This is a genomic window from Streptomyces sp. NPDC127106, from assembly GCF_042677605.1.
Lineage (GTDB): Bacteria > Actinomycetota > Actinomycetes > Streptomycetales > Streptomycetaceae > Streptomyces.
The window spans coordinates 15,183-40,172 of sequence record NZ_JBHXTC010000012.1 but is presented as its reverse complement, the minus strand read 5'-3'; the positions used below and the strand labels follow the sequence as shown (position 1 = coordinate 40,172).

25 protein-coding genes are annotated in these 24,990 nt (G+C 73.6%); 13 read left to right on the top strand and 12 right to left on the bottom strand.

Going from position 1 to position 24,990, the window contains the following annotated elements; genetic code table 11:
* Positions 1–60: 60 nt before the first annotated feature.
* Entirely contained in the window at positions 61–882 is an 822-nt protein-coding gene (locus ACFVGY_RS13740; RefSeq protein ID WP_385675763.1) for an SURF1 family protein, read from the top strand.
* Here ACFVGY_RS13740 and ACFVGY_RS13735 read toward each other — a convergent pair.
* The 7 genes from ACFVGY_RS13735 to ACFVGY_RS13705 all read right to left on the bottom strand — a co-directional run bounded on the left by ACFVGY_RS13735 (position 851) and on the right by ACFVGY_RS13705 (position 7,138).
* The gene (locus tag ACFVGY_RS13735; RefSeq protein ID WP_385675760.1) at positions 851–1,969 is read right to left on the bottom strand and encodes a hypothetical protein; all 1,119 of its coding nucleotides are present in this window, start codon (positions 1,967–1,969) and stop codon (positions 851–853) included. The genes ACFVGY_RS13740 and ACFVGY_RS13735 overlap by 32 nt on opposite strands.
* On the bottom strand, positions 1,966–2,769 hold the full coding sequence (locus ACFVGY_RS13730) for a SigE family RNA polymerase sigma factor (RefSeq protein ID WP_385675757.1): 804 nt from the start codon (positions 2,767–2,769) through the stop codon (positions 1,966–1,968). The genes ACFVGY_RS13735 and ACFVGY_RS13730 overlap by 4 nt, the downstream gene beginning before the upstream one ends.
* Before the next feature lie 170 nt (positions 2,770–2,939).
* Positions 2,940–4,013, bottom strand: a complete 1,074-nt coding sequence (locus tag ACFVGY_RS13725; RefSeq protein WP_385675754.1) for an aspartate-semialdehyde dehydrogenase — start codon at positions 4,011–4,013, stop codon at positions 2,940–2,942.
* The gene (locus ACFVGY_RS13720; protein ID WP_385675751.1) at positions 4,010–5,290 is read right to left on the bottom strand and encodes an aspartate kinase; all 1,281 of its coding nucleotides are present in this window, start codon (positions 5,288–5,290) and stop codon (positions 4,010–4,012) included. The genes ACFVGY_RS13725 and ACFVGY_RS13720 overlap by 4 nt, the downstream gene beginning before the upstream one ends.
* Positions 5,291–5,426: 136 nt before the next feature.
* Entirely contained in the window at positions 5,427–6,101 is a 675-nt protein-coding gene (locus ACFVGY_RS13715; protein ID WP_385675748.1) for a DUF5063 domain-containing protein, read from the bottom strand.
* Positions 6,094–6,693 (bottom strand): recombination mediator RecR, encoded by a 600-nt coding sequence (gene recR / locus ACFVGY_RS13710; protein ID WP_385675745.1) that lies wholly within the window; start codon positions 6,691–6,693, stop codon positions 6,094–6,096. Before recR ends, ACFVGY_RS13715 begins: the two co-directional genes overlap by 8 nt.
* A gap of 100 nt (positions 6,694–6,793) precedes the next feature.
* On the bottom strand, positions 6,794–7,138 hold the full coding sequence (locus ACFVGY_RS13705) for a YbaB/EbfC family nucleoid-associated protein (RefSeq protein WP_360632362.1): 345 nt from the start codon (positions 7,136–7,138) through the stop codon (positions 6,794–6,796).
* 255 nt (positions 7,139–7,393) lie between these two features.
* Between ACFVGY_RS13705 and ACFVGY_RS13700 the strand changes: the two genes are divergently transcribed.
* Positions 7,394–8,167, top strand: a complete 774-nt coding sequence (locus ACFVGY_RS13700; protein ID WP_385675742.1) for an SLATT domain-containing protein — start codon at positions 7,394–7,396, stop codon at positions 8,165–8,167.
* 32 nt (positions 8,168–8,199) lie between these two features.
* On the opposite strand, the gene ACFVGY_RS13695 is transcribed toward ACFVGY_RS13700, so the two are convergent.
* The 4 genes from ACFVGY_RS13695 to ACFVGY_RS13680 all read right to left on the bottom strand — a co-directional run bounded on the left by ACFVGY_RS13695 (position 8,200) and on the right by ACFVGY_RS13680 (position 13,777).
* Complete coding sequence (locus ACFVGY_RS13695; protein ID WP_385675740.1) at positions 8,200–8,850, bottom strand: hypothetical protein; 651 nt, start codon at positions 8,848–8,850, stop codon at positions 8,200–8,202.
* A 113-nt stretch (positions 8,851–8,963) separates the two neighbouring features.
* Positions 8,964–11,582, bottom strand: coding sequence for a glycosyltransferase (locus ACFVGY_RS13690; protein WP_385675737.1), 2,619 nt, complete (start codon positions 11,580–11,582; stop codon positions 8,964–8,966).
* Positions 11,583–11,593: 11 nt separating this feature from the next.
* Positions 11,594–12,274 carry a GntR family transcriptional regulator gene (locus ACFVGY_RS13685; protein ID WP_360632374.1) on the bottom strand — a complete coding sequence of 227 codons (681 nt, stop codon included), beginning with the start codon at positions 12,272–12,274 and terminating at the stop codon, positions 11,594–11,596.
* 138 nt (positions 12,275–12,412) lie between these two features.
* Positions 12,413–13,777 (bottom strand): aspartate aminotransferase family protein, encoded by a 1,365-nt coding sequence (locus tag ACFVGY_RS13680; protein ID WP_385675734.1) that lies wholly within the window; start codon positions 13,775–13,777, stop codon positions 12,413–12,415.
* A 165-nt stretch (positions 13,778–13,942) separates the two neighbouring features.
* Between ACFVGY_RS13680 and ACFVGY_RS13675 the strand changes: the two genes are divergently transcribed.
* From ACFVGY_RS13675 to ACFVGY_RS13660, 4 genes are all read left to right on the top strand, one after another.
* Complete coding sequence (locus ACFVGY_RS13675) at positions 13,943–14,569, top strand: DJ-1/PfpI family protein (protein ID WP_385675732.1); 627 nt, start codon at positions 13,943–13,945, stop codon at positions 14,567–14,569.
* Positions 14,562–15,074: a MarR family winged helix-turn-helix transcriptional regulator gene (locus ACFVGY_RS13670; RefSeq protein ID WP_385675729.1), complete on the top strand. Its 513-nt coding sequence runs from the start codon at positions 14,562–14,564 to the stop codon at positions 15,072–15,074. The genes ACFVGY_RS13675 and ACFVGY_RS13670 overlap by 8 nt, the downstream gene beginning before the upstream one ends.
* 321 nt (positions 15,075–15,395) lie before the next feature.
* A complete protein-coding gene (locus ACFVGY_RS13665) occupies positions 15,396–15,791 on the top strand; it encodes a nuclear transport factor 2 family protein (protein WP_385675726.1) in 396 nt (131 codons plus the stop codon).
* Between the two features lie 5 nt (positions 15,792–15,796).
* Complete coding sequence (locus ACFVGY_RS13660; protein WP_385675723.1) at positions 15,797–16,435, top strand: LysE family translocator; 639 nt, start codon at positions 15,797–15,799, stop codon at positions 16,433–16,435.
* Positions 16,436–16,483: 48 nt separating this feature from the next.
* Here ACFVGY_RS13660 and ACFVGY_RS13655 read toward each other — a convergent pair whose 3' ends face one another.
* On the bottom strand, positions 16,484–16,969 hold the full coding sequence (locus ACFVGY_RS13655) for an HIT family protein (RefSeq protein ID WP_385675963.1): 486 nt from the start codon (positions 16,967–16,969) through the stop codon (positions 16,484–16,486).
* 330 nt (positions 16,970–17,299) lie between these two features.
* On the opposite strand from ACFVGY_RS13655, the gene ACFVGY_RS13650 reads away from it, so the two are divergent.
* The 7 genes from ACFVGY_RS13650 (at position 17,300) to ACFVGY_RS13620 (ending at position 24,875) form a co-directional block, all read left to right on the top strand.
* Complete coding sequence (locus ACFVGY_RS13650; protein WP_385675722.1) at positions 17,300–18,289, top strand: alpha/beta hydrolase; 990 nt, start codon at positions 17,300–17,302, stop codon at positions 18,287–18,289.
* Positions 18,282–19,502 (top strand): acyltransferase, encoded by a 1,221-nt coding sequence (locus tag ACFVGY_RS13645; RefSeq protein ID WP_385675719.1) that lies wholly within the window; start codon positions 18,282–18,284, stop codon positions 19,500–19,502. The genes ACFVGY_RS13650 and ACFVGY_RS13645 overlap by 8 nt, the downstream gene beginning before the upstream one ends.
* Before the next feature lie 10 nt (positions 19,503–19,512).
* Positions 19,513–20,808, top strand: coding sequence for a sensor histidine kinase (locus ACFVGY_RS13640; RefSeq protein ID WP_385675717.1), 1,296 nt, complete (start codon positions 19,513–19,515; stop codon positions 20,806–20,808).
* A gap of 7 nt (positions 20,809–20,815) precedes the next feature.
* Positions 20,816–21,496, top strand: coding sequence for a response regulator (locus tag ACFVGY_RS13635; protein ID WP_385675714.1), 681 nt, complete (start codon positions 20,816–20,818; stop codon positions 21,494–21,496).
* Positions 21,497–21,583: 87 nt separating this feature from the next.
* The gene (locus tag ACFVGY_RS13630) at positions 21,584–22,924 is read left to right on the top strand and encodes a sensor histidine kinase (protein WP_385675711.1); all 1,341 of its coding nucleotides are present in this window, start codon (positions 21,584–21,586) and stop codon (positions 22,922–22,924) included.
* On the top strand, positions 22,921–23,580 hold the full coding sequence (locus ACFVGY_RS13625) for a response regulator (RefSeq protein WP_385675708.1): 660 nt from the start codon (positions 22,921–22,923) through the stop codon (positions 23,578–23,580). The genes ACFVGY_RS13630 and ACFVGY_RS13625 overlap by 4 nt, the downstream gene beginning before the upstream one ends.
* 98 nt (positions 23,581–23,678) lie before the next feature.
* Positions 23,679–24,875 carry a cytochrome P450 gene (locus ACFVGY_RS13620; protein WP_385675706.1) on the top strand — a complete coding sequence of 399 codons (1,197 nt, stop codon included), beginning with the start codon at positions 23,679–23,681 and terminating at the stop codon, positions 24,873–24,875.
* Positions 24,876–24,990 lie beyond the last annotated feature (115 nt).

Sequence of the window (24,990 nt, the reverse complement as noted above, 5' to 3'; positions counted from 1 at the left end):
CGGCGCGGGTGGCGAACCCCCGCCAGCGTGATCGCGGTGCACCCCCCGTACGGTGGTGGGGTGCACCGGTTTCTCCTGACCCCGCGCTGGTGGGGGATCAACGTCTTCGTCGCGCTGGCCGTTCCCGTCTGCCTGTTGATGGGGACCTGGCAGCTCGGCCGGTTCGAGGACCGCGTCGACACCCACCGGGAGGCGACCGGGGCGCGCCCCGCCGAGGAGGCGGCCGCGCCGCTGGACTCGCTGCTGCCGGTGGACAAGAAGACCTCCGGCCGGCTCGCCTCCGTCTCCGGGCAGTACGCCGACCAGCTGCTGGTCCCGGAGCGGCGGCTCGACGGGAAGAACGGCTTCTACGTCCTGACGCTGCTGAAGACCGACTCGGGCAAGGCCGTCCCGGTGGTGCGGGGCTGGCTGCCGGGAACGGCGGACCCCGGCCGGGCGCCTGCCGCGCCGGGCGGGCGGGTCGAGGTGACGGGGGCCCTGCAGGCCTCGGAGACCTCCAGCAGCAAGGGCGTGCACTCCCAGGGCGGGCTGCCGGCCGGGCAGCTCGGGGTGATCGGGGCAGCCTCGCTGGTCAACCTGGTGCCGTACGGGCTGTACGACGCCTGGCTGACGGTGCAGACCCCGGCGGACGGGCTCACTCCGGTGCCCGCGAAGGCGCCGACGAACACCGGGCTGGACCTGAAGGCCTTCCAGAACCTGGGCTACACCGGCGAGTGGTTCGTCTTCGCCGCTTTCGTTCTGTTCATGTGGTTCCGGCTGTACCGCCGCGAGGTGGAGACCCTGCGCGACGCCGAGTCGGGGCTGCTGCCCGCGACGGCCGCGGGGCCGGGGGCGGAGCCGCAGGAGCCGGTCAGGGCTTCTGCGCCGCGTCCAACGGAATGACGCCCGTCCGGTAGAGCGTGCCCCCGCAGGCCGCCGGGATCGTCGCCCGGGTGGTCGGGGCCGGTGCGCCCGGCACCGCCGTGGCCGGGGTGTGGGACACGGCCACGCCGGTGGACTCCGCGGCCGGGCTGCCGGTCCGCCCCGCCTCCGGGTCCACCGCGGCCGTACCGTCGCCCGGGAGCTGCTCCTGCGGCGCGCCGCCCGCCGGGGACTTGGCCGCCGGGTCGGGGGTGGCCGCCGGGCAGGACATCCCCGAGGGCACCCAGGCGAAGCGGACCTCGTAGGCCGCGTACGGCTGGAGCACGAGCGACGGCGCCTCCACCGACGGGTCGGGCAGCCCCGGCGCCGCGTCCCCCGCGGTGTGGCCGACGACGGTGACCCCCGGGGCCCCGCCGGACGGGGAGGAGCTCACCGAGGCGGCGGTCACGGTGTCCGGGCCGGCGACGCTGCAGCCGCGGGCCGAGACGTTGGTGACCGTGAAGCTGCCGTACACCTTCCCGTCGGCCTCCGGGGCGCGGGCACTGGCCTGCACCCCGAGCTGGTCCGCGCTGCATCCGGGCGCCGCGGGGGACGCGACGGGCGGCATCGGGCCACCGGTGGCCCTGGTCGCGCCGCCCGGGCCGCCGGCCGCGGACGGGCCGGCCGTACCGCCGCCGGTCGGGGAGCCCGCGGCGGTGGGGTCCGAGCCGGCGGCGGTGCCGCCGTGGCCTCCTGGCCCCGTATCGGTGCCCTTGGACTGCTTGGGCGGGTGGCCCGTTCCGTTGTGGACGTGGCCGTGGCCGCCCGCGCCCGCTCCGGTGGCGGCTTCCTCGCCGTGTCCGGCCATGGCCGAGTGGTCGCTGACGCTGCCGTCGCCGCCCGTGATGCCCAGGTGCAGGGCGGTGGGCAGGGCGGTGCCGGCCAGCAGTGCGGCCGCGGCGGCGCCGACGAGCGCCCGGCGCTTGCGGGCCCGGCGGGCGGGGACGGCGGACCGCAGCCGGTCCAGGGAGCCGGCGGAGGGCTCCAGGCCGGCGACGGCGGCGTGCAGCAGGGTGCGCAGCTCCTGCTCGTCGCCGGCGCCGTCCGGTCGCGTGTGGTCGTCCATCATGACTGCTGAGCCTCCATCGCCACCCGCAGCGCGGCAATGCCCCGCGATCCGTACGCCTTCACCGAGCCGAGCGAGACGCCGAGGGTCTCGGCGACCTGGGCCTCGGTCATGTCCGCGAAGTACCGCAGCACCAGCACCTCCCGCTGACGCCGCTGCAGTCCGCGCATCGCCTTGATGAGGTCGTCCCGTTCCAGCTGGTCGTACGCGCCCTCCTCGGCGCTGGCCATGTCCGGCATCGGCTTCGACAGCAGCTTCAGGCCGAGGATGCGGCGGCGCAGCGCGGAGCGGGAGAGGTTGACCACGGTCTGCCGCAGGTACGCCAGCGTCTTGTCGCGGTCCCGGACCCGGCTGCGGGCCGAGTGGACGCGGATGAACGCCTCCTGGACGACGTCCTCGCAGGAGGCGGTGTCGTCGAGGAGCAGCGCGGCCAGGCCCAGCAGCGAACGGTAGTGGGCCCGGTAGGTCGCGGTGAGGTGGTCGACCGTGGTGCCGGCCACGACCTCGGGTGGCGGTGCGGTGGCAGCGTTCTCCGCGCCGGGCCCGCCGGTCCCTGCGTTCGCGTCGTTCGGGTCGTTCGCGTCGTTCGCGTCGGGGTCGGCGGGTCCGGTGCTACCGCGCGGCGTGGGCACGCGTCCGCCCGGGGTCGGCGGGGCGGAACCGGGCGGCGGGGCCGGGGGCACGGTCGGCGGGACCGGGACGGTCACCGGGAGCCCGCCGGTCGTCTGGGTGCGCCGGCGCGGCGGCCCAGCGATCGTGCTGCGCACCGGTGCGCCGTCGCGTACGAGTAGTGCCTCTGCCACGCCAGTTGGACACGCGTCCCCCCACCAGGGTTGTACGCGCGAGGCGGACCGGCCAGCACCATCCTCATTGCCCTCATGCGTACTCGTTCTTCCCGATTGCCCCCGTCCGTCCAGCGGCAGTCAGGCCATCACCTTGATCAAGGGATCAGCACCTGATCCTACAAAGTGCATTACGCGAATTCATCAGCGATCAGTTCCGCGATCCGCGCGGCGTTCAGGGCGGCGCCGCCCTGGAGGTTGTCGGCGCACACGAAGAACTCCAGCGAGCGCGGGTCGTCGAGGGAGGCGCGCAGCCGCCCCACCCACGCCGGGTCCGTTCCCGCCGCGTCCACGGGAGTCGGGAACTCCCCCGCCGCCGGTTCGTCCACGACGACCACGCCCGGTGCGGCCTGGAGGACCTCGCGGGCCCGCCCGGCGTCGACGGGGGCGCCGAACCGGGCCCGGACGCTCAGCGAGTGCCCGGTCAACACGGGCACCTGGACGCAGGTCACCGACACCGGGAGGGCGTCCAGCCCGAGCACCCGGCGGGTCTGGGCCCGTACGGCCAGTTCGTGGGTGGACCAGCCGTCCTCGCCGAGCTGTCCGGACCACGGGACGACGTTCAGCGCGAGCGGGCCCGCGAAGGGGCCGGTGTCCTCGCCCACCGCGCGCCGCACGTCCCCGGTCATCTCGCCGAGCGGGGTCCCGGCGACCAGCGACAGCTGGCGGCGCAGCGCCTCGGAGCCGGCCCGTCCGGCGGCGCTCGCGGCCTGGTACGAGGACACGGTCAGGTCGACCAGCCCGTACTCGGCGTGCAGGGCGCCGAGGGCGGCGGTCAGCGCGGCGGTGACGCAGTCCGGGCCGGCCACGATCCCGCGCGGCCGGTGCCGTACGGCCGCGCCGTTGACCTCGGGCACCACGAGCGGCACCTCGGGGTCCTCGCGGAAAGCGGCGGACCGGTCGACGACTGCGGCGCCGCGCGCGGTGGCGACGGGCGCCCAGTGGGCCGAGACCTCGGCCGGGGTCAGGAAGATCACGATGTCGCCGTGGCCGAGGCCGTCGAAGGCGTCCTCGGTGAGGGCGAGCACCTCGGTCTCCTCCGCGCGGACGGCCAGCATGCGGCCGGCCGAGCGCGCGGAGGCGATCAGGCGTATGTCGCCCCAGACGTCCGCCCGCCGGGACAGGATCTGGAGCAGGACGGTTCCGACCGCCCCGGTCGCCCCGACCACGGCGAGCGCCGGGCCGGAGGACCGGGCGGTGGTCATCGTCCGGTGCCTCCGTAGACGACGGCCTCGTCGCTGTCGGAGTCGAGGCCGAAGGCCGTGTGGACGGCGACGACGGCAGCGTTGACGTCGTCCTGGCGGGTCACCACCGAGATGCGGATCTCGGAGGTGGAGATCAGCTCGATGTTGACGCCCGCGTCGGACAGCGCCTGGAAGAAGGAGGCGGTGACGCCCGGGTGGGTCTTCATGCCCGCGCCGACCAGGGAGATCTTGCCGATCTGGTCGTCGTAGCGCAGGGAGTCGAAGCCGATCTGCGCCTTCGCCTTCTCCAGGGCGTCGATGGCCTTGTGGCCCTCGGTCTTGGGGAGGGTGAACGAGATGTCCGTCAGGCCGGTCGACGCGGCGGACACGTTCTGGACGATCATGTCGATGTTGATCTCGGCGTCCGCGATGGCGCGGAAGATGGCCGCGGCCTCGCCCGGCTTGTCCGGGACCCCGACGACGGTGATCTTGGCTTCGGAGACGTCGTGGGCGACTCCGGAGATGATGGCGTGCTCCACCTGCTGGTCCCCTTGCGACTCGGGCTTCTCGTTGCTGACCCAGGTACCCGGCAGTCCGGAGAAGGACGAGCGGACGTGGATCGGGATGTTGTAACGGCGCGCGTACTCCACGCAGCGGTGCAGCAGCACCTTGGAGCCGGAGGCGGCGAGCTCCAGCATGTCCTCGGAGGAGATCCAGTCGATCTTCCGGGCCTTCTTCACCACGCGCGGGTCGGCCGTGAAGACGCCGTCGACGTCGGTGTAGATCTCGCAGACCTCGGCGTCCAGCGCCGCGGCCAGCGCGACGGCGGTGGTGTCCGAGCCACCGCGGCCCAGGGTGGTGATGTCCTTGCTGTCGGCGGACACGCCCTGAAAGCCGGCGACGATGGCGATGTTGCCCTCGTTCAGCGCGGTACGGATGCGGCCCGGCGTGACATCGATGATGCGCGCTTTGTTGTGGACCGAGTCGGTGATGACGCCTGCCTGGCTGCCGGTGAACGACTGGGCCTCGTGGCCCAGGTTTTTGATCGCCATGGCCAGTAGGGCCATGGAGATCCGCTCTCCCGCCGTCAGCAGCATGTCGAACTCACGCCCGGCAGGCATCGGCGACACCTGCTCGGCGAGATCGATCAGCTCGTCCGTCGTGTCGCCCATCGCGGAGACCACGACCACCACCTGGTGGCCGTTCTTCTTGGCGTCCACGATCCGCTTGGCGACGCGCTTGATGCCCTCGGCATCGGCTACGGAGGAGCCTCCGTACTTCTGCACGACAAGGCCCACGTGCGCTCCTCGCTCATTTCCCAGTACTGCGGTCGCGGGCCAGTCTAACGAGCGACCGCAATCCGGCCGACGCGTACCGCATCATGAGACATTTGGCCCACCTCATGATCAGTACGGTCGCTGCGAGGGGCGCTCGCTACCGTTCTCCGACCGGCCGCGGGTCCGGCCGGCGGCCGATCGCTCCGAGCTCCTCGGCCATCACCCGGCCGGCCTGTTCGGCGAGGTCGTCCTCGGCCAGGTCCTCGTCCGTGTCCAGCCCGTCCAGGGCCTCCAGCGGCTGGTCCAGGCGTACGTGCGCGACCAGCGACTGGAGGGCGCGCAGCGTCGCCGAGGCCGTCGAGCCCCAGTTGGAGAAGTAGGAGAACTGCCACCACCACAGGGCCTCGGCCGTCCGGCCGGCCCGGTAGTGCGCCAGGCCGTGCCGCAGGTCGGCGACGACGTCGGCGACGTCGTCCGAGATCCGGTGGGCGACCGGCGCCTTGCGCGGCTCGTACGGGTCGAAGACCTCGGAGTACACGTCGATCGGTTCGAGCAGGTACGCGAACCGCTCGCGCAGCTCGTCCACGTCCGGCTCCGGGCCGAGGTCGGGCTCGTAGCGCTCGTCGGGCAGGACGTCCTGGTACGCGCCGAGCCGGCCGCCCGCCAGCAGCAGCTGGGAGAACTCCAGCAGGAGGAAGGGCACCGCGCTGTCCGGGTCCTCGCCCTTGGCCACCTCGGTGACCGCGACGATGAACGACTCGATCTGGTCCGCGATCTGGACGGCGAAGTCGTCCGGATCCTGGGCCAGGGCGTGCAGCGTTGCGTCAGACATCGAGAAGTCGCCTTCCTTCAAAGGCCCGCCCGAGCGTGACCTCGTCCGCGTACTCCAGGTCTCCCCCGACGGGGAGCCCGCTGGCCAGGCGGGTGACCTTCAGGCCCATGGGCTTGATCATGCGCGCGAGGTACGTGGCCGTGGCCTCGCCCTCCAGGTTCGGGTCGGTGGCCAGGATCAGCTCGGTCACCTCGCCGTCCGCGAGCCGCGCCAGCAGCTCGCGGATGCGCAGGTCGTCCGGGCCGACGCCCTCGATCGGGCTGATCGCGCCGCCCAGGACGTGGTACTTGCCCCGGAACTCGCGGGTCCGCTCGATGGCGACCACGTCCTTCGGCTCCTCCACCACACAGATCACGGCGGTGTCGCGGCGCGGGTCGCGGCAGATGCCGCACTGCTCCGCCTGCGCCACGTTCCCGCACACGGAGCAGAACCGGACCTTCTCCTTGACCTCCAGCAGCGCGTGCGCGAGGCGCCGGACGTCGGCCGGCTCCGCCTGCAGGATGTGGAAGGCGATCCGCTGCGCGCTCTTGGGCCCGACACCGGGCAGCCTGCCCAGCTCGTCGATCAGGTCCTGGACCACGCCTTCGTACAACGGACTGCCTTCTTTCTGTACTGCTCTGGATGGGGGGCCGGGGCCGTGGGTGGGGCCGCGGGCGGTGGCCCCGGACGGGGCCGCGGGCGGTGGCCGGGGCCTAGAACGGCAGGCCGGGGATGCCGCTGCCGCCGCCCAGGCCCTGGGCGAGGGGACCCAGCTTCTGCTGCTGGAGCGCCTGGGCGTTCTCGTTGGCCGCCTGGACGGCCGCGACGACCAGGTCGGCCAGGGTCTCGGTGTCCTCCGGATCCACGGCCTTGGGGTCGATCACGAGTGCGCGCAGCTCACCGGAGCCGGTGACGGTGGCCTTGACGAGGCCACCGCCCGCCTGACCCTCCACCTCGGTGCGCGCCAGTTCCTCCTGGGCCGCCGCGAGGTCCTGCTGCATCTTCTGGGCCTGCTGGAGCAGCTGCTGCATGTTGGGCTGTCCGCCTCCGGGAAACACAGGTCACTCTCTCCGTACCGTCGGAACGCTTGGTCAATCTGAGCCTACGTGCTCACCGCGCGCAGCGCCCTACGCCGTGAGGACCAACTCTTTCGAGTGAGTGGCCGGGCGTGCGCGCCGCTGCCGGTGACCTTCTTGTGAGCGGAAATCCGGGGATTCTCCGTCCATCGGCGGTCATTCGAAGGTAGGAAGAGCATGCGCATCATTGCGCACACGCGCACCACCACACGTCAGCGCAGGCAGAGGGAGTGCCGGGTGAGCCAGCCGGAGATGCAGCCCGAGGGGCCACCCCGGGATCCCCTGGAACCCCGGGACTCCCCGGGATCCCGGGAGGAGGGCGGCGGGCCCATGGCGGCGGGCGATCTGACCGGCGGACCGTTCCCCCTCGGGGACTGGGGTGAGCCCGCCGAGCGGCTGGACGAGCTCTACCGGCGGGTCGAGGCGGATGCGCTGCGCACGGCGGAGTGGTACATGTCCGACCGCGCATGGAAGCGCAGGGGCGCGCGGATCCTGCGGGTGGGCGCCGCCTCGGGGGCGGTCGTGGGCGCTGCGATGCCGCTGCTGGAGCTGACCGGGGCCGTGCCCGGCGCCACCACGTACGGCTGTCTTTCGCTGTTGCTGGCCGCGGCCTGCGTGGCCTGCGACAGGTTCTTCGGCCTGACCTCGGGCTGGATGCGGGACGTCGCGACGGCCCAGGCGGTGCAGCGCCGGCTGCAGACCCTCCAGTTCGACTGGGCCTCGGAGAACGTACGGGAGGTCCTGGGCCCCACGGAGGGCACGGCGAGCGAGGCCGCCGAGCGCTGCCTGACGGTGCTGCGGCGGTTCTCGGAGGACGTGACCGAGCTCGTGCGCTCCGAGACCGCCGAGTGGATGCTGGAGTTCGGTTCGGGGCCCGCGCCGCTGGTGCTCCAGTCGCTGGGCGGCCCCGCTCCCCGCCCCGAGGCCGGGGTCCCGCCGGCACGGTTCCCGCTGCCGCCGGGGACCCGGCCCAACATGCCGCGGCAGCGGCCCCCGGAGCAGCCCCGCTGAGAGGCGGGGGCCCGCCCTCCGGCATCCGCCGGTCAGCTGAAGATGATCATCGAGCCCTGGCCGAGGCTGCGGGTCGCGGCCGCGTGCAGACCCAGCCACACGTGCCGCTCCCGGGCGAACGGGCTGTCGTCGTACGGAACCGGACCCGCCGGCTCCTCCAGTGCGGTCGGCCGGCCCGGTGGGGCCGGAGCCACCGGCGGGTTCGCCGGATCGATCCCGATCGCCGGAGCCACCACCGCCAGCTCCCGCAGCAGGCCCTGCGCCGAGCCCAGCGGCCCGCCCGCGGCCAGCAGCTCCTCGTTGGCCAGCGGCGCCGCGAAGTCCACCGGGACGTACGCCCCCGCGTGGTCGTAGTGCCACACCAGGTGCGACTGCTGGGCCGTGGCCTCGAACATCTCCAGCAGCTGCTCGTAGTCCCCGCCCAGCCCGTCCACCGGGGTCACGGGCAGTCCGCGGACCTGGAGCAGGTACGCCCGCCGCAGGAAGTGCAGGGCGTCGTAGTCGAAGCCGGCGACCGGGGCGACGTCCCCGCTGAGGCCCGGCATGTACGCGAAGACCGGTACGGACGGCAGCCCGGCCTCGCCCAGCGCCCTGTCGTACGAGGCGATCTCTTCCGCGAAGGGGTTGTCGGGGCTGTGGCACAGCACGTCGACAAGGGGGACCAGCCACAGGTCACAGGCCACTCGGGCTCCGATCAGTCGTTGCCGCCGATCCCGCCAGCGTAATGCGCCGGACACCCTCCGCGAAGGCCTGCGCAGAACCCGGCCCGGGCCGGGCCCCGCGCATGCCCCTACGGCTACGGCTGCGACCCGCCCGGGACCGCGTCCGGAACGGTGTCCGGCCGCGCGCCGACCCGCCACACCCACACGTCCAGCACCTGCTCCGGCTGCTGCCCCAGCAGATCGCTGACCAGGGCCTTCAGCTCGTCCGACCGGTCCTGGAACGGCAGCACCACCGCGCCCGCCTGCCAGTACTCCAGGTCCTGCCGGGCCTGCTCCCGCCACTGCGGCGTCACCTCGGGGGGCGCGGCCCCGTAGCGGACGTCGCGCAGCAGGTTCGACAGGTGGCGCGGGGCGGCCCCGTAGATCCCCGTCCGCTCGGGCCCCCACGGGCCGTTGAAGTAGCCCCCGGCGAGGCGGAAACCGAAGTCCGCCTCGACCTGCCAGTGCAGGGCGTCGGCCTGGCCCGGGTCGGGCAGCGGTACCGGAACGAGCACCCCGCCCTCGTTGACGTAGCCCTTCCACGCGCCGGAGGTGATGAACGCGGGCACCGGCGCGCGGTCCCGTACGGCCAGCGGCAGCGGCAGGACCGGGATCAGCGCCGCCGCGACCGCCACCAGGCCGGCGGTGCGCAGCTCACGGGTGCGCACCTGCGCGATCCGGTCGAGCGCGAGGGCGAGCAGGACGCCCAGGATCGGCGCGCACACCATCGCCACCCGGCCCTCGATCACCGACTCGAACAGCGGCAGCTTGCCGAGCAGCGCCCAGGGGCCGGGGAACGCGAGGTCGGCGCGCGGTACGGGCACCCGCGGCCCGAGGGACAGCAGCAGCGCCACGGCTCCGGTGACGGCCAGCGCGCGGACGGCGGGGCGACGCCACATCCACACGCACACGACCGTGCCGAGGGCCAGCAGCGGCCAGCCGTAGAAGGCGTTCTGCTCGGTGGTGTTCATCGAGAGGCGGCCCGCCGTCTCGGCGTCGCCGAACAGGGAGCGGGCGGCGTACTCGATCAGGGCGAGCGGGCTGTTGCCGGCGTCGTCCCCGTGCAGGACCGAGTGGTAGCTCTGCGGGCCGAGGAACTGCCAGGCCAGCGGGAAGGCCAGCAGCGGCAGGCAGACGGCCAGCGCGATGCCCAGGCCCCGCAGGAGCGACGGCGCGGCGGCGAGGGCGCGGCGGCGGTCGACGGCCAGCCAGGCGAGGCAGTAGACCAGCATGCCGAGCGCGGCGATGAGCAGCGGCTCCTCGCCGAGGAAGATCTGGTACGCCGCGAACAGCCCGAGCAGCACCCCGTCGCGGACCACGTTCCGCCCCTCGGCGAGGCGCAGCGACCGGTCGACGATCAGCGGGAGCATGAAGAGCACGACGAAGTTCGGGTGGCCGTTGGCGTGCGAGACCATCGGCGGCGCGAACGCGGCGAGCGCTCCTCCGACGGCCGCCGCCCAGCGGTTCGGCGTGCAGCGGCGCCGGATCAGCCAGTACCAGGTCCAGGCACTGGCCGCCATGCCCAGGGTCAGGACCAGGGCGAACGTGACGGTCTCGCCGAACAGCAGGGTGACCGGGATGAGCGGCACGGTCAGGCCGAGCATCGTCGCGTTGGCCATCAGGTTCACCCCGTCGGGCATGCCCTGGGCGGTGGTGAAGAGCGGGTTGCGCAGGTGGGCGATGTTGTCGGTGGCGACGCCGACGAACCACTCCCACTGGTTCTGGTCCTGGAGCGCGTCCTTGAGGTAGCGCCCGTCGAGGTCGGCCCACAGGCCGTGGAAGACGTAGAAGGAGAGCGCCAGGAAGACGGCGGCGACGGTGAGGCCGCCGGCGTTCAGCCGGAGCAGGTCCCCGAACGCCCGGCGCAGGTCGGCGGCGCTACGGCGGGCCGGCGCCGGCCGGTCGGCCCGCTCCGCGGCGGCGCGGCGGCGCACCGGCACCTCGACGACGGCCCCGGCTCCGGCACAGCGGCGCAGCAGGCGGGTGACCTCGGCGTGGGGGGCGCGGGGGGCGGGGGGGGGGGGGGGGCGGGCCCCCCCCCCCCGCGCCCGGTCCCCGTCGAAGAGGGCGAAGCCGCAGGTGTCGGCACGGAACCCGGGGATCCCCGGGATGCCGAGCGCCCGCACGAGGCGGCTCCCGGTCCGGCCGAGGACGGCGGCGGGGAAGCCCGGACGGTCGGTGGCGGCGCCGGATCCCGCGTCGGATCCGGCTTCGGCTTCGGCTTCAGATCCGGCTCCGGCTCCGGCTTCGATTCCGGCTCGGGCTTCGAATCCGGCTCCGGCTGCGGTGTCGAGGAGCCGTTCCAGCCGGTCCAGCTCGTCCAGCGGGGTGTCCAGCCCGGCGTCGGTCAGCAGCACCCGCCGCCCGGCGGTGGCCGCCACTCCGGCGCGCAGCGCCGCGCCCTTGCCGCGGGGCCCGTCCAGCCGGATCAACCGGATCCGGGGGTCGCCGGCGGCCGCGGCCTCGGTGGCGGCCTCGGTGCCGTCCGCGGAGCCGTCGTCCACGACGACGAGCTCCCAGTCGCCGGGTCCGGTGCCGTCCCGGGCGTCGAGGTGCTCGCGCACGGCGGCGACCGTCGCGCCGATGCGGTGCCCGTCGGCGCGGGCGGGGATGACGACGGACAGGCCGACGGATCCGGCCGCGCTGCGCGGCGCCTCCGCGTCCGTGCCGGCTCTGGTGCCGGTGCTGCTGCCGGTGCCGGTGTTCTGGTGCACGCCCGGGCCCGTCACAGGGCGACCGGCTTCAGTGTCGCGGCCCAGTCCAGGCTGTGCTGGTTGTAGGCGTGCACGAGGCGGCGCACCTCGTGGGCGTCCGCCAGCGCCACCGCGTCGACCAGCTCGTTGTGGCCCGACCACAGCCCGGCGTGCAGGTCCGGTGCCGCCTTCAGGTGCGGCACGGCGAAGGCCCAGCACTGCACGCGGATGCGGTGCAGGAATTCCGAGATATACGTGTTGCCGACCAGCCCGCTCAGCTCCCTCCAGAAGCGCAGGTCGTAGCCGATCAGCACTTCGAGCGAGCCGCTCTGTGCGGCCCGGCACGCCTCCTCGGCCCGACGGCGCACCGACACCAGCATTTCGCCCGAGCCGGGCGCTGTGCCACGCTCCACGAGCCGCCGGAAGATCCCGTCGACTATGAGCGTACGGGCCTCGATCATCCCCCGGAAGTCGTCCAGGGTGTAGACACGCACGCGGAAGCCCCGGTGCTGCACCGATTCCAGCAGCCCCTGCGCGGACAGGTCGACGAGTGCCTCGCGGACCGGGGTCGCGGAGACCCCGTACTGCTCGGCGATCTGCTTGACGGTGAACTCGGTGCCCGGAGGCAGGCGTCCCGCCAGCACCTCGTCGCGCAGCGCGTCCGCGATCTGCTGGCGAAGTGTGTTGCGGGTGACAGCGGCGCCGCCTGGCATAAGGGTCCGTCTCCTTCGGTGAACTTCGGACACCTTAGGCCAGGCGACGCGGCCGAAACCGTTCGATTCACGGACGTTATACGGATCTATACGTACATACAGATCACGCATTCAAGATCGTCGCGGCTCCGGGCCCCCTCAGCCGGCCGTGGTGTGCCGGTCCGCGACGGTCAGCGCCTCGTCGAGGAGCGCCAGGCCCTCCTTGGCCTCCGCCTCCGTAACGGTGCACGGCGGGACGACGTGCACCCGGTTCATGTTGACGAACGGCCACAGGCCCGAGGCCTTGCAGGCCGCCGCGAACTCGGCCATCGGCGCGTTGTCCGCGCCGGCGGCGTTGTACGGGACGAGGGGCTCGCGGGTGTCCCGGTCCCGTACGAGTTCCACGGCCCAGAACGCGCCCAGGCCCCGGACCTCCCCGACCGACGGGTGCCGCTCGGCGATCTCGGCGAGCGCCGGGCCGATCACGTTCCGCCCGAGGTGGGCGGCGTGCTCGACGACGCCCTCCTCCTCCATGGTGGCGATGGTCGCGACGGCTGCCGCGCAGGCCAGGGGGTGGCCGGAGTACGTCAGCCCGCCCGGGTACGGGCGCCGGGCGAAGGTCTCGGCGATGGCCCCCGAGATCGCGACGCCGCCGAGGGGGACGTAGCCGCTGTTCACGCCCTTGGCGAAGGTGAGCAGGTCGGGGGTGACGCCCCAGTGCTCGGCGGCGAACCACGTGCCGGTGCGCCCGAAGCCGGCCATGACCTCGTCGAGGACGAAGACGATGCCGTGGCGGTCGCAGAGCTCGCGCACGCCGGCAAGGTAGCCGGCGGGCGGGACCATGATCCCGGCGGTGCCGGGGACCGTCTCGAGGATGATCGCGGCGATGGAGGCCGGCCCCTCGAAGGCGATGGTGTCCTCCAGGTGGCGCAGGGCGCGCTCGCACTCCTCGGCCTCGGTGGCGGCGTGGAACGCGGAGCGGTAGAGGAACGGTCCCCAGAAGTGCACGACCCCGGCGGCGGCGGTGTCGGAGGGCCAGCGGCGCGGGTCGCCGGTGAGGTTGATCGCGGCGGCGGTGGCGCCGTGGTACGAGCGGTAGGTCGACAGCACCTTGTGGCGGCCGGTGTGCAGGCGGGCCATCCGCACGGCGTTCTCGACGGCCTCGGCACCGCCGTTGGTGAAGAACACCTTGTCCAGGTCGCCGGGGGTGCGCTCGGCGATGAGGCGGGCCGCCTCGGAGCGGACGTCGACGGCGAAGCCGGGGGCGAGGGTGCACAGGCGGCCGGCCTGCTCCTGGATGGCCGCGACGACCTTGGGGTGCTGGTGGCCGATGTTGGTGTTCACCAGCTGGGAGGAGAAGTCGAGGTAGCGCCGGCCGTCGTAGTCCCAGAAGTACGAGCCCTCTGCCCCGGCGACGGCGAGCGGGTCGATGAGCTCCTGCGCGGACCAGGAGTGGAAGACGTGCTTGCGGTCGGCGGCCTTGACGGCGACTCCGTCCGCGTCGAGGGGGAGGTGAGGGGTCATGTTGCCACGCTAGAAGTGCGCAGGTCGGAGGGGACATCGGCGGACTGTATGGACCCTGGCCCCACCCCTCGGCAGTCTGTCGCGCACTCCCCTCATTGACAGCACACTGTCTACCTGACAGCCTACTGCCATACGGCACGCCCTTCCGGCAAGGAGGCACCTCCCATGACGACGACGCCGAAGCGGATCCACCTGGCGGTCTACGACACCTACGCGGACTGGGAGACCGGCCACACCACCGCCCACCTGACCCAGCGCGGCCACCGGGTCCGTACGGTCGGCCCCGCGGCGGAGCAGCCGGTCACCACCATGGGCGGCGTCCGCATCCAGCCCGACATGGCCCTCGCGGACCTCTCCCCCGAGGACTCGTCCCTGCTGATCCTGACGGGCGCCTCCCTGTGGGACACCGGCGACGAGCTGGCGCCGTTCGCGGCGAAGGCCCGGGAGTTCCTGGCGGCCGGGGTACCGGTCGCGGCGATCTGCGGCGCCACGGCGGGCCTGGCCCGCGCGGGCCTGCTGGACGACCGGGCCCACACCAGCGCGGCCGCCGCCTATCTGGCGCAGCAGCCGGGCTACGCGGGCGCCGAGCGGTACGTGGAGGCCGACGCGGTGACCGACGGCATCCTGGTCACGGCCGGGCCGACGGAGCCCGTGGCCTTCGCCCGGGAGGTCTTCGCCCTGCTCGGCGCGTACAAGCCGGACGTCCTGGACGCGTGGTACCGGCTGTTCCACGACTCGGACGAGAGCGCCTTCCCGGTCCTCATGGCGGCGGCGGAGCGCGGCGATGCCTGAGCCGGCGCAGGCACCCGAGCTGCCGGAACCGCTCTCGCCGCGCGCCCGGCAGGACCTGCTCAGCCGCACCGCCCTGGGCGTCTTCGGCCTGAACGGGCGCTTCCTCGCGCTGTCGGAGGTGTTGGCCCGGCCGGCCGGGCTGACGGCGGCGCGGTGGCAGGTGCTGGGCGCGGTCCTGCGGGAGCCGCTGCCGGTGGCGGGCATCGCCCGCGCCATGGGCATCACCCGGCAGAGCGTCCAGCGCGTCGCGGACCTGCTGGCCGCCCAGGGCCTGGCGGAGTACGTACCGAACCCGGCGCACCGGCGCGCGAAACTGCTCCGCCCGACGGAGGCCGGCCGCGCCGCCATCGCCCGCATCAACCCGGGCCACGCCGCCCTGGCCGCGGCCCTGGCGGACCGTCTCGGCGACGCCGCGTTCCGGGAAACGGTCGCGGCCCTGGACCGCCTCACCGCAGCCCTGGACGCCCTCCCCGCCCTCGACCACCCCAACCCCGCTGACGCGTAGCCCACGGGGTCCATGGGGTTCATGGGGTCCATGGGGTCCATGGGATCCGTAGGCCCCACAGGGTCCATGGGCCCCACGGGGCCTCCCCAGCCCCATCGGCGCGCAGGGCGCGGGGGCCTTCCCGGCCTCGCCGGCGTTTGGGGCGCGGAGTCCGGGATGGAGCCCCGGGGGAAGGGCGGGGCGGGGAGAACGCCCCGCGCAGCGGCCCACGACCCACCCCCGGCCGGGCCGCACACACCCGCACCCCCGTTTCGTGTCGAAGTCAATAAGCCTGCGGGCAAAGCTTGTTGCCCGCCCCCGACCCCGCGCACACTGCCGCCCATGGACCTCGACCCGTTGAAGGTAGTGGCACGCCTGTGGGAGTGCATCGCCGCAGACGACTGGCAGGGCGCGTCCCTCCTCCTCGCGGAGGACGCCGCCATTGAATGGCCGGTCAGTGGCGAACGCATCGTCGGCCGGGCCAACTTCATCGCCGTCAACAGCGATGACGCCTATTCCGAGACGAGGCACGTCAAAATCCTCCGCATCTTCGCCGACGGCGACGACGTCGTCACCGAGGTGGAGATACCTCAGGACCACGTCGTCTACCGGGCCGTCTCCCTCTGGACCGTCCGCGACGGCGAGATCGTCGGCGCCCGCGAGTACTGGACCAGCCCGGGCCAGGACCCGGCCCCCCGCTGGCGTGCGGACTACGTCGAACCACTGGTGGCAGACTGACCCGCGTGCTCACGCAACTCCTCACCGCGACCGGCGTCCTGGCACTCCTGACCCTCGTCCCCGGCCCCGACATGGCCATCGTGACCAGGCGCGCCGTCGCCCGCGGCCGCGCCGACGGCCTGCGCACCGTGGCCGGGATCACCGCTGGCCTGCTCCTGTGGGGCGTGCTCACCGTGGCCGGCCTGGCCGCGCTGCTCGCCGCCTCGGCCGAGGTGTACCTCGTGGTGAAGCTCGCGGGCGCCGCCTACCTCTGCTTCCTGGGCGTCCAGTCCCTGCGCCGGCCGGGCGCGGCGGCGGACCCCGCCTCCGAAGCCCCCGACGCACCCGAAGGCACCGGCAGCCGGTCCGCCGCCGCGGGCGCCTGGCGCACCGGCCTCGTCAGCAACGCCCTCAACCCCAAGATCGCCGTGTTCTACACCGGCCTGCTGCCCGCCCTCGCCCCGTCCGGCCTGCGCCCGGCGGCGGGCATGGCCCTGCTGGTGCTGGTCCACGTCCTGCTGACGGTGACCTGGCTGGGCACGTACGTGTACGTCCTCTCGCGCGCCCGGCGGTTCTTCGGCAGGCCGCGCGTGCGCCGGGCCCTGGACCGGGTGACCGGGGTGGTCCTGATCGGCTTCGGCATCCGGGTCGCGACCACGCCGTAGCCCCCGGCCCGGCCCACCGGGGGCAGGTTGCGCCCGGCCCGCGCGCGGTCAGCCCGCCGTGCCGCCGCCCAGCCGGTCGAGTTCGTCGCCGATGGCCGTGCGCAGCCCGTCGTGCCGGGGGCCGAGCTCGTACTCGCTGCCCCTCCAGTACTGCTCCTCGTACCGCCAGACGGGCAGCTGGACCAGGTCGGCCGGCTCCCAGTCGTAGCGGGGCCAGACATGGGCGTGGAGGTAGGGGTCCTTGTTGCCCAGGATCTCGATGTTCACCCGGCGGAACGCCGGGTCGAGCCGCCGGCAGGCCCGTTCGACGGCCTCGGCGAGCCGCTCCATGTCGCGGAGGTACGCGGTCCTGCGCGCCCGGGGCAGGTCGGAGAGCCGGGTCACCGACGGATCGTCGGTGAGCAGCACCGAGTATCCGGGAAGGAACTGCCGGTCCCCGATCACGGCGAAGCCCTGGTCGAGGCGGCGCAGCACGGTCGGGTTCTCACCGCGGTGCGCGCTGCCGATGCGGTCGTGGCGCCAGTCGTCGTCGATCACGTCCGCCACCGTAGCGGCTGCTTCCGGGCCGCCGCCTGATCATCGGCGGCACGTCCGCGACCTGTGGCAGGACGTGCACCCCCACCCTCGGGATGCATCCCCGGGGATGATCCGCCCCTCCTTCCCGAACCTCCTTGCCTGGCTCTCAGGTTGCCCCTGTCATACCTGAGAGCTATGCGCGAAGGCGGCTCCCCAGCGGGATGCCGGCCAGGCCCTTCGATTTCTAACTTCGAGACCAGGAAGCGCAGAAGAGCCGGCCGACCGCAGGCCGCTCGGAGGGGCCGATGGGCGGCCGCGCGCCGGCCAGCGAAGGAGCAGGGGACCGCCATGACCCTCCTCGAAGGACGCCCCGGAGAAGGCCCTGAAGGACGCCGCACTGCCGGCCGCCTGCGCGGCCGTCTGCGCCGCACCCTGCTGGCGGGCCTCATCGCCGCGGCCGTGGCCGTCCCCGTGTCCGCCGCCGCCTCCCCGGACGTGCCGGCGCCGATACCGGCCTCACCGGCCGAAGGGGCCGCGCCCCGGGAGGTGTACGCCGCGAACCTCGGCAACGTCGCCGAGGCGGCCCGCATGGCCCGGGACGCCGCCCGCACCGGCCGCGCCGACCGGCTCCATGCCATGGAGGCGGAGGGGGCCGCGCAGTTCCTCGCCTTCGACGGCCGGGGCAGAGGGCGCGCCGTCGAGGTGTTCGGCGATCTGGAGACCGCCGACCGGATCACCGTCCTCGTGCCCGGCTCCGACACCAGCCTGGACACCTACCAGCGCTTCAGGGCCGGGGCGGTCAGCCTGCAGCAGCGCCTGAAGGCCGAGCACGCCCGCTCCGCAGTGGTGGCCTGGCTCGGGTACGACACGCCCGGCACCATCAGCGCGACCGTGCTCACCGCCGACCGGGCGCAGGAGGCCGCGGCCGAACTGGCGCCGTTCCTGCGCCGCTTGGAGCAGCTCTCCGTTCCCGAGGCCCGGGTCTCCCTCCTGTGCCACTCGTACGGCACGGTGGTGTGCGCCCGTACCGCCACCGGGCCCAAGGTCGGCGACCTGGTCCTGTACGGCAGCCCGGGCACGGGCGCGGCCTCCGCCGCCGAACTGCCCACCGGTGCCCGGGTCTGGGCCGGCCGCGGCGGCGACGACTGGATCGGGCGGGTCCCGCACGTCCGCGTCGGCGCGGTCGGCTTCGGCACCGATCCCGTCGTTCCTGCCTTCGGCGCCCGGGCGTTCGCCGCCGGGCCGGGCGGCCACAGCGACTACCTCAAGCCCGGTACGGAGTCCCTCGACAGCCTGGCCCGCATCGTCCTCGGCACCCCGGAGGCCCCCCGTGCGTGAGCTCCGCGCCCGCTGGTCCGTCCTCGCCGACCGCGTGGAGGCGGCCACGCCCGTCGACCGGGACCGGACCGTGGACGCGCTGCGCGCCTGCGCCATCCTCGGCGTGGTGCTGGGGCACTGGCTGGTCACGGCCCTGACCACCACCGCCGACGGCGGTCTGAGCACCACCAGCCCGCTGTCCCACCTGCCCTGGCTGGCGCCGATGTCCTGGGTGTTCCAGACGCTGGCCGTGTTCTTCCTGGTCGGCGGGCACGTCGCGGCCCGCGGCCATGCGGCGGCGCGCGAGCGCGGGGTGTCGTACGGCGCGTGGGTCGGGCAGCGCCTGTCCCGGCTGTTCCGGCCGGTCGCCGCGGTGCTGGCCGTGTGGGCCGTCGCCGCGGCCGGGATGCTGCTCGGCGGGGCGGAGCCGAAGACCGTCCACGCGCTGCTCCGGCTCGTCCTCTCCCCGCTGTGGTTCCTCCTCGTCTTCGCCGTGCTCACGGCCGCCACCCCGCTCGTGGCCCGGCTCCCTCCGCTGGGGCCGCTTGCCGTGGTGGCGGGCGTGGACGTGTGGCGGTTCGGGCTCGGCGGGCCCGAGTGGGTCGGCTGGGTCAACGTGGCCGCCGGCTGGCTCGTCCCCTACACCCTCGGCGCCGCCTGGTCCCGGGGCGCGTTCGCCCGGCGCACCCCGGCCGCGCTGCTGCTGGGCGGCGGCGCGGCCGGTACCGCCGCGCTCGTCCTGTGGGGCGGGTACCCGGCGTCCATGGTCGGTGTTCCGGGGGCGGAGGTGTCGAACCTGAACCCGCCGACCCTGGCCGCGGCCGCCTTCGGTCTCGCCCAGTGCGGGCTGGCCCTGCTGCTGCGGGAGCCGGTGGCCCGGGCCATGCGGCGGCCCCGGGTATGGGCGGCGGTGGCGCTGGCGAACCTGTCCGCCATGACGATCTTCCTGTGGCACCAGACCGCGATGATGGCCGTCACCGCGCTCGGCCTGCTGGCCCCCGCCGACCTGCCCGGGCTGCACACCGTGCCCACCTCGCCGCTGTGGATGGGCGCCCGGCTGCTGTGGCTGCCGGTCTTCGCCGCCGCGCTGGCCGTGTGCTGGACCGCGTTCCGCGCGTACGAGCAGGCCAGGCGGCCCCGGCGGAGCACCGGCGCCCCTTCCCGAACGGTCACGGGCTCCGCCGTCCCCGCCGCGGGGCGACCGGCGGCCGAAGGGGTGATCACCCATGCCTAGGCTGGACGCCGTGAGCAATCCGAGCGATCCCACGGCCACGACCGCCCCGCGCCCCGGATCCCTGGTGCGGACACTCGCCCTGGATCTTTTCACCGTCGCGTGGGACCCGCTGCCAAGGATGTCCCGGCCCCGCTGGCTCGCCTGGCTGCCGCACTTCGTGATCGGCTACGTCGCGATCTTCTGCACCTTCCTCACCGCCCAGCAGATGGGCGACTTCTACGGCGTCACTGGCGGCCACCCGCTGGTGGGGGCCCTGGCGACGGGCGGGTCGATCCTGCTCGCGATGTTCCGGCCGCTCGCCGGCTGGTGGCTCGGCCTGCTGGCGGGGGCGCTGGTCGCCGCCCAGGTCCACGACCGGGTCGGGGCCGAGCACAGCTGGCCCTGGCCCATCGGGGGGATCTTCGCGTTCGCCGTGGTCCTGCTGCTGGTGACGCTGCGCGTGCCACCGCGGGTGACGGTCACGGTCATCGGCCTGTCCGTCGGCCTCACGGGCCTCGCCGAGTTCCTGTTCATGCCGGAGCACGGCCGGAGCACCGTCCTCGACGTCACGCTGCTCTTCGGCTTCGTCGGCGTGCTCGGTTACGCCCTGCGCGCCACCCGGCTCGCCCGCACCAAGCTCGTCGAACAGGAGACGCTCACCGAGGAGGAGCGCGCCCAGCGCACCCTGCTGGAGGAGCGCAGCCGCATCGCCCGCGAACTGCACGACGTGGTCGCCCACCACATGTCGGTGATCTCCATTCAGGCACAGGTCGCCCCGCACCTGGTCGAGAACCCTTCCGAGGAGCTCAAGGAGAACCTCGCGGGCATCCGGGAGAACGCGCTGGAGGCGCTGACGGAGTTGCGCCGGGTGCTGGGCGTGCTGCGCTCCGAGCATCCCGACGACCCGGCGAACCCGCACCACCCGCAGCCCACGCTCGCCGAACTGGACGGCCTCGTCGACAACGTGCGCAGCGCAGGCCTGACCGTCACCACCGAGATCGCGGGGATACGACGGCCGCTGGCCCCGGGCGTCGAGCTCACCGCGTACCGGATCGTGCAGGAGGCGCTGAGCAACTGTCTGCGCCACGCACCCGGTTCACGGGTCGAGGTGGGCATCGCGTACGGGCCCCGCGAGCTGCACCTGTGCATCGCCAACACCTCCCCGAGCCGCCCGGCACCGCCCTCGCAGGGGGCGGGGCACGGGCTGCTGGGCATGCGGGAGCGGGCGGGCATGCTGGGGGGCGAGCTGGCCGCCGGTCCACGGCCCGGCGGAGGGTACGAGGTGAGCGCCGTGCTGCCCACGGATCCCGCGACGAAGAAGGGCTGAACAGACGATGACGACGCCGGCCGACCCGATCCGGGTGATGATCGCCGACGACCAGATGATGGTCCGGCAGGGTTTCACCGTCCTGCTGAACGCCCAGCCGGACATAGAGGTCGTCGGGCAGGCCGTGGACGGCGCCGACGCGGTGGCGAAGACCGCCGAACTCGGGCCGGACGTGGTCCTGATGGACATCCGGATGCCCGGCATGGGCGGCATCGAGGCGACGTCCGCCATCACCACCGCCGCCGGCTCCGCCGTGAAGGTGCTGGTGCTGACCACCTTCGACCTCGACGAGTACGTGTACGAGGCGCTGCGCGCCGGGGCCTCCGGCTTCCTGCTGAAGGACGCCTCGGCCGACCAGCTCGCGGAGGCGGTGCGCGTGGTGGCGGCCGGGGAGGCGCTGCTGTCCCCGAACATCACCAAGCGGCTGATCACCGAGTTCTCCCGGCTGGGGGCGCCGCGGGCGCCGTCGAAGGCGCGGATCGCGGAGCTGACGGAACGGGAGACCGAGGTGCTGGCGCTGATCGCGCAGGGCCTGTCCAATGCGGAGATCGCGGCGCGGCTGGTGGTCGCCGAGCAGACGGTGAAGACGCATGTGGGCCGGATCCTGGTGAAGCTGGGACTGCGCGACCGCACCCAGGCGGCGGTTTTCGCGTACGAGACGGGTCTGATCCGTCCGACGGGTTACTGAGGGCACCGGGTAGTACTTGAGGGGGAGGCCAACAGATCCCCTTCGGCGGCGACGCGGGCGACGAGGAGGGCGACCTACCGTGGGGGCATGACCGAGACGACCACATCCGGGGCGCCGCCCCGGGCCCCCGAGTTCCGGCTGGCTTCCGACTTGTTGCACGGCCTGCGCGAGGACCTGATCACGGATGCGTTCGCGTTCCGGCCGCTGCCGCCGAAGCGCACGGACGGTCCGCTGATGCGCCGGCTCCCGCAGCGGATACGCAGGCGGTCGGCGTACCTGCCGCATGCCGTGGTGGTCGGGGTCGCCCTGTTCGTGCTGCTGCTCGCCTCGACCAGCAGCGACTACGGATGGGGGCCCGCCCACCTCGTGGTGGGGCTGATGGCGGCCGCGCCGGTCCTGATGACTCTGGCCCGTCCCGTGGGCGCGTTCTGGGCAGCACTGTTGGGCACCATGGTGCTCTCGCTGGCCGACGCGGGGACGGACATCTGGCCCCGGTCGCCCGGCGCCTTCGTGATGTACCTGTTCGTGGTGACCGTGGTGGCGATGCGGACCCGGCCCCGGGCAGCCGGCTGGATGTGGCTGGTCACTCTGCTGGCCGGGTTGGTGATCCCCGTCGTCACCGGGCTGGGTGAGCCCGAGAGCGTGGTCCCGATGGCCTTCCTGCTGGCGGTGTCCCTGCTGGTGGTGACGGTCCGCAACGTCCGCAGGGAGGCAGCTCAGGAGGTCAGCGCGCAGCAGGAGGTCACGGCTGTCGAGCGGGACCGGCGCACGCTGCTGGAGGAGCGCACGACGATCGCGCGCGAGCTGCACGACGTGGTGGCGCACCACATGTCGGTGGTGGCGATCCAGGCGGAGGCCGCGCCCTACCGGGTGAAGGACGCGCCGCCGGAGCTGGAGGCCGCGTTCGCGACGATCCGGGAGAACGCGGTGGCGGCGCTGACGGAGCTGCGCCGGGTGCTGGGCGTGGTCCGCTCCGCGGAGTACGAGGCGCCCGACGCGCCGCAGCCGACGCTGGCCTCGCTGGAAGGGCTGCTGGCCAATGTGCGCGAGGCCGGGCTGAACGTGGAGAAGACGGTGACGGGCGCGGTGCGGGAACTGCCGCAGGGCGTCGAGCTGTCGGCGTACCGGATCATCCAGGAGGCGCTGAGCAACACGCTGCGCCACGCCCCGGGGGCGGCGGCCGAGGTCGAGGTCAGCTATGTGCTGGGCGGGCTCGGCATACGGGTGGTCAACGGGAAGCCGACCGGGGACGTGCGGCCCTCGCCGGGCGCCGGGCACGGGATTGCGGGGATGCGGGAGCGGGTGGCCATGCTGGAGGGGGAGATGACGGCCGGTTCGACGGAGGCGGGAGGGTACGAGGTGGCGGTGTTCATACCGGTGCGGGGACGGCAGGAGCCGGCCAGGGACACGGCGCAGGCCCCGGCATGACGATCAGGGTGCTCATCGTCGACGACCAGATGATGGTCCGGGAGGGTTTCTCCGTCCTACTGAACGCGATGGAAGGGATCGAGGTCGTCGGGGAGGCCGTCGACGGCCGCGAGGCCATCGACCGGGTCGCGGCGCTGCGGCCGGACGTCGTGCTGATGGACATCCGGATGCCGGTGATGAACGGGCTGGAGGCGACCCGGGAGATCGTGGCCGCGGACACGGACGCGAAGGTGCTGGTCCTGACGACCTTCGACCTCGACGAGTACGTGTACCAGGCCCTGCGGGCCGGGGCCTCCGGGTTCCTCCTCAAGGACGCCTCGGCCCGGCAACTCGCCGAGGGTGTGCGGGTGGTCGCGTCGGGGGAGGCGCTGCTGGCGCCGACGGTCACCAAGCGGCTGATCCTGGAGTTCTCGAAGCTGTCGGCGGCGCCGCGGCTCGCCGGAACGGCGGCGGTCGAGGCCCTGACGGAGCGGGAGACGGAGGTGCTGGTCCTGATCGCGCAGGGCCTGTCCAATGCGGAGATCGCGGACCGGCTGGTCGTCGCCGAGTCCACCATCAAGACGCATGTGAGCCGGATCCTGGTGAAGCTGGGCCTGCGGGACCGGACCCAGGCGGCCGTGTTCGCGTACGAGACGCGCCTCGTGACCCCGGCGTAGCGCGAGCCGCCCCGCGCCGCGCGGAGCGCTGCTCCGGGCGGACGGGCGGTGCGCCGCTGCGGCGGGCGGCTCGCGGGCGGGCTGGCTACGCTTCGGAAATGGGCTTTGATCCGTGGGATGCCGAGTTCGTCGCCGATCCGTACCCCGCCTACCGGGAGCTGCGTGCGCAGGGCCGGGCGATCTGGTGGGAGGCCACCGGGCAGTGGCTGGTGCCGCACTACGCCGATGTGAGCGCGCTGCTGCGCGACCGGCGGCTGGGGCGGACCTATCTGCACCGGTTCTCGCACGAGGAGTTCGGGCGCCAGGCCCCGCCGCCGGAGCACGAGCCGTTCCATGTGCTCAACGGCAACGGGCTGTTGGACCTGGAGGATCCGGCGCACGGCCGGGTGCGGCGCCTGGTGTCGAAGGCGTTCACCCCGCGGACGGTGGAGCGCCTCGCACCGGCCGTGGAGCGGCTCGCGGGGGAGCTGGTGGGCGGGCTGCTCGCGGACGGCGGCGGGGACCTGCTCACCGTCGTGGCCGAGCCCCTGCCGGTGGCGGTGATCGCGGAGCTGCTGGGGGTGCCGGAGACGGACCGGGGGCTGCTACGGCCTTGGTCGGCGGACATCTGCGGGATGTTCGAGCTGCGGCCGGACGAGGAGACGGCGCGGCGGGCGGTCCGGGCGAGCGTGGAGTTCAGCGCCTATCTGCGGGAGCTGATCGCCGAGCGGCGGGGGCGGCCCGGCGAGGACCTGATCTCCGGGCTGATCGCCGCTCACGACGAGGAGGGGCGGCTCAGCGAGCAGGAGATGATCTCCACCTGCGTGCTCCTGCTGAACGCCGGGCACGAGGCGACCGTCAACACCACCGTCAATGGCTGGTGGGCCCTGTTCCGGAACCCTGACCAGCTGGCCGGGCTCCGTCCCGAGAAGTTGTCCACAGCTGTGGATGAACTGATGCGCTACGACACCCCCCTCCAGATGTTCGAACGGTGGGTCCTCGACGACATCCGGGTCGGGGACACGGTCATCCCCCGCGGGGCGGAGGTCGCCCTGCTGTTCGGCTCCGCGAACCGGGACGCCTCCCGTTTCGCGGACCCGGACGCGCTGGACCTGTCCCGCGCCGACAATCCCCACCTGAGCTTCGGCGCGGGCATCCACTACTGCCTGGGCGCCCCCCTCGCCCGCCGCGAGCTGGTGGCGTCCTTCGGTGCTTTCCTGGCCGACGGTGTACCGCCGCTGAAGCTCGTCCGCGAACCCGAGTGGCAGCCGGGCTACGTCATCCGCGGCCTGCGCGAGCTCCTCGTCGAGTTCTGACGGACGTACGCGCACGCTGCGCGGCGCCGGGCCCCCCCGTGGGTGGGGGGGGCGGGGGGGCGGTGAGGGGGCTGGGGGGGGGGGGGCGCGGGGGGTGGGGGGGGTGTGGGCCGGG

What these genes read in the sequence shown, in the direction of transcription:
- ACFVGY_RS13735 (WP_385675760.1), bottom strand. Translation starts at nt 1,969, where the DNA reads ATGATGGACGACCACACGCGACCGGACGGCGCCGGCGACGAGCAGGAG.
- ACFVGY_RS13725 (WP_385675754.1), bottom strand. Translation starts at nt 4,013, where the DNA reads ATGACCACCGCCCGGTCCTCCGGCCCGGCGCTCGCCGTGGTCGGGGCG.
- ACFVGY_RS13715 (WP_385675748.1), bottom strand. Translation starts at nt 6,101, where the DNA reads ATGTCTGACGCAACGCTGCACGCCCTGGCCCAGGATCCGGACGACTTC.
- ACFVGY_RS13685 (WP_360632374.1), bottom strand. Translation starts at nt 12,274, where the DNA reads ATGCCAGGCGGCGCCGCTGTCACCCGCAACACACTTCGCCAGCAGATC.
- ACFVGY_RS13680 (WP_385675734.1), bottom strand. Translation starts at nt 13,777, where the DNA reads ATGACCCCTCACCTCCCCCTCGACGCGGACGGAGTCGCCGTCAAGGCC.
- ACFVGY_RS13675 (WP_385675732.1), top strand. Translation starts at nt 13,943, where the DNA reads ATGACGACGACGCCGAAGCGGATCCACCTGGCGGTCTACGACACCTAC.
- ACFVGY_RS13670 (WP_385675729.1), top strand. Translation starts at nt 14,562, where the DNA reads ATGCCTGAGCCGGCGCAGGCACCCGAGCTGCCGGAACCGCTCTCGCCG.
- ACFVGY_RS13665 (WP_385675726.1), top strand. Translation starts at nt 15,396, where the DNA reads ATGGACCTCGACCCGTTGAAGGTAGTGGCACGCCTGTGGGAGTGCATC.
- ACFVGY_RS13650 (WP_385675722.1), top strand. Translation starts at nt 17,300, where the DNA reads ATGACCCTCCTCGAAGGACGCCCCGGAGAAGGCCCTGAAGGACGCCGC.
- ACFVGY_RS13635 (WP_385675714.1), top strand. Translation starts at nt 20,816, where the DNA reads ATGACGACGCCGGCCGACCCGATCCGGGTGATGATCGCCGACGACCAG.
- ACFVGY_RS13630 (WP_385675711.1), top strand. Translation starts at nt 21,584, where the DNA reads ATGACCGAGACGACCACATCCGGGGCGCCGCCCCGGGCCCCCGAGTTC.
- ACFVGY_RS13625 (WP_385675708.1), top strand. Translation starts at nt 22,921, where the DNA reads ATGACGATCAGGGTGCTCATCGTCGACGACCAGATGATGGTCCGGGAG.
- ACFVGY_RS13620 (WP_385675706.1), top strand. Translation starts at nt 23,679, where the DNA reads ATGGGCTTTGATCCGTGGGATGCCGAGTTCGTCGCCGATCCGTACCCC.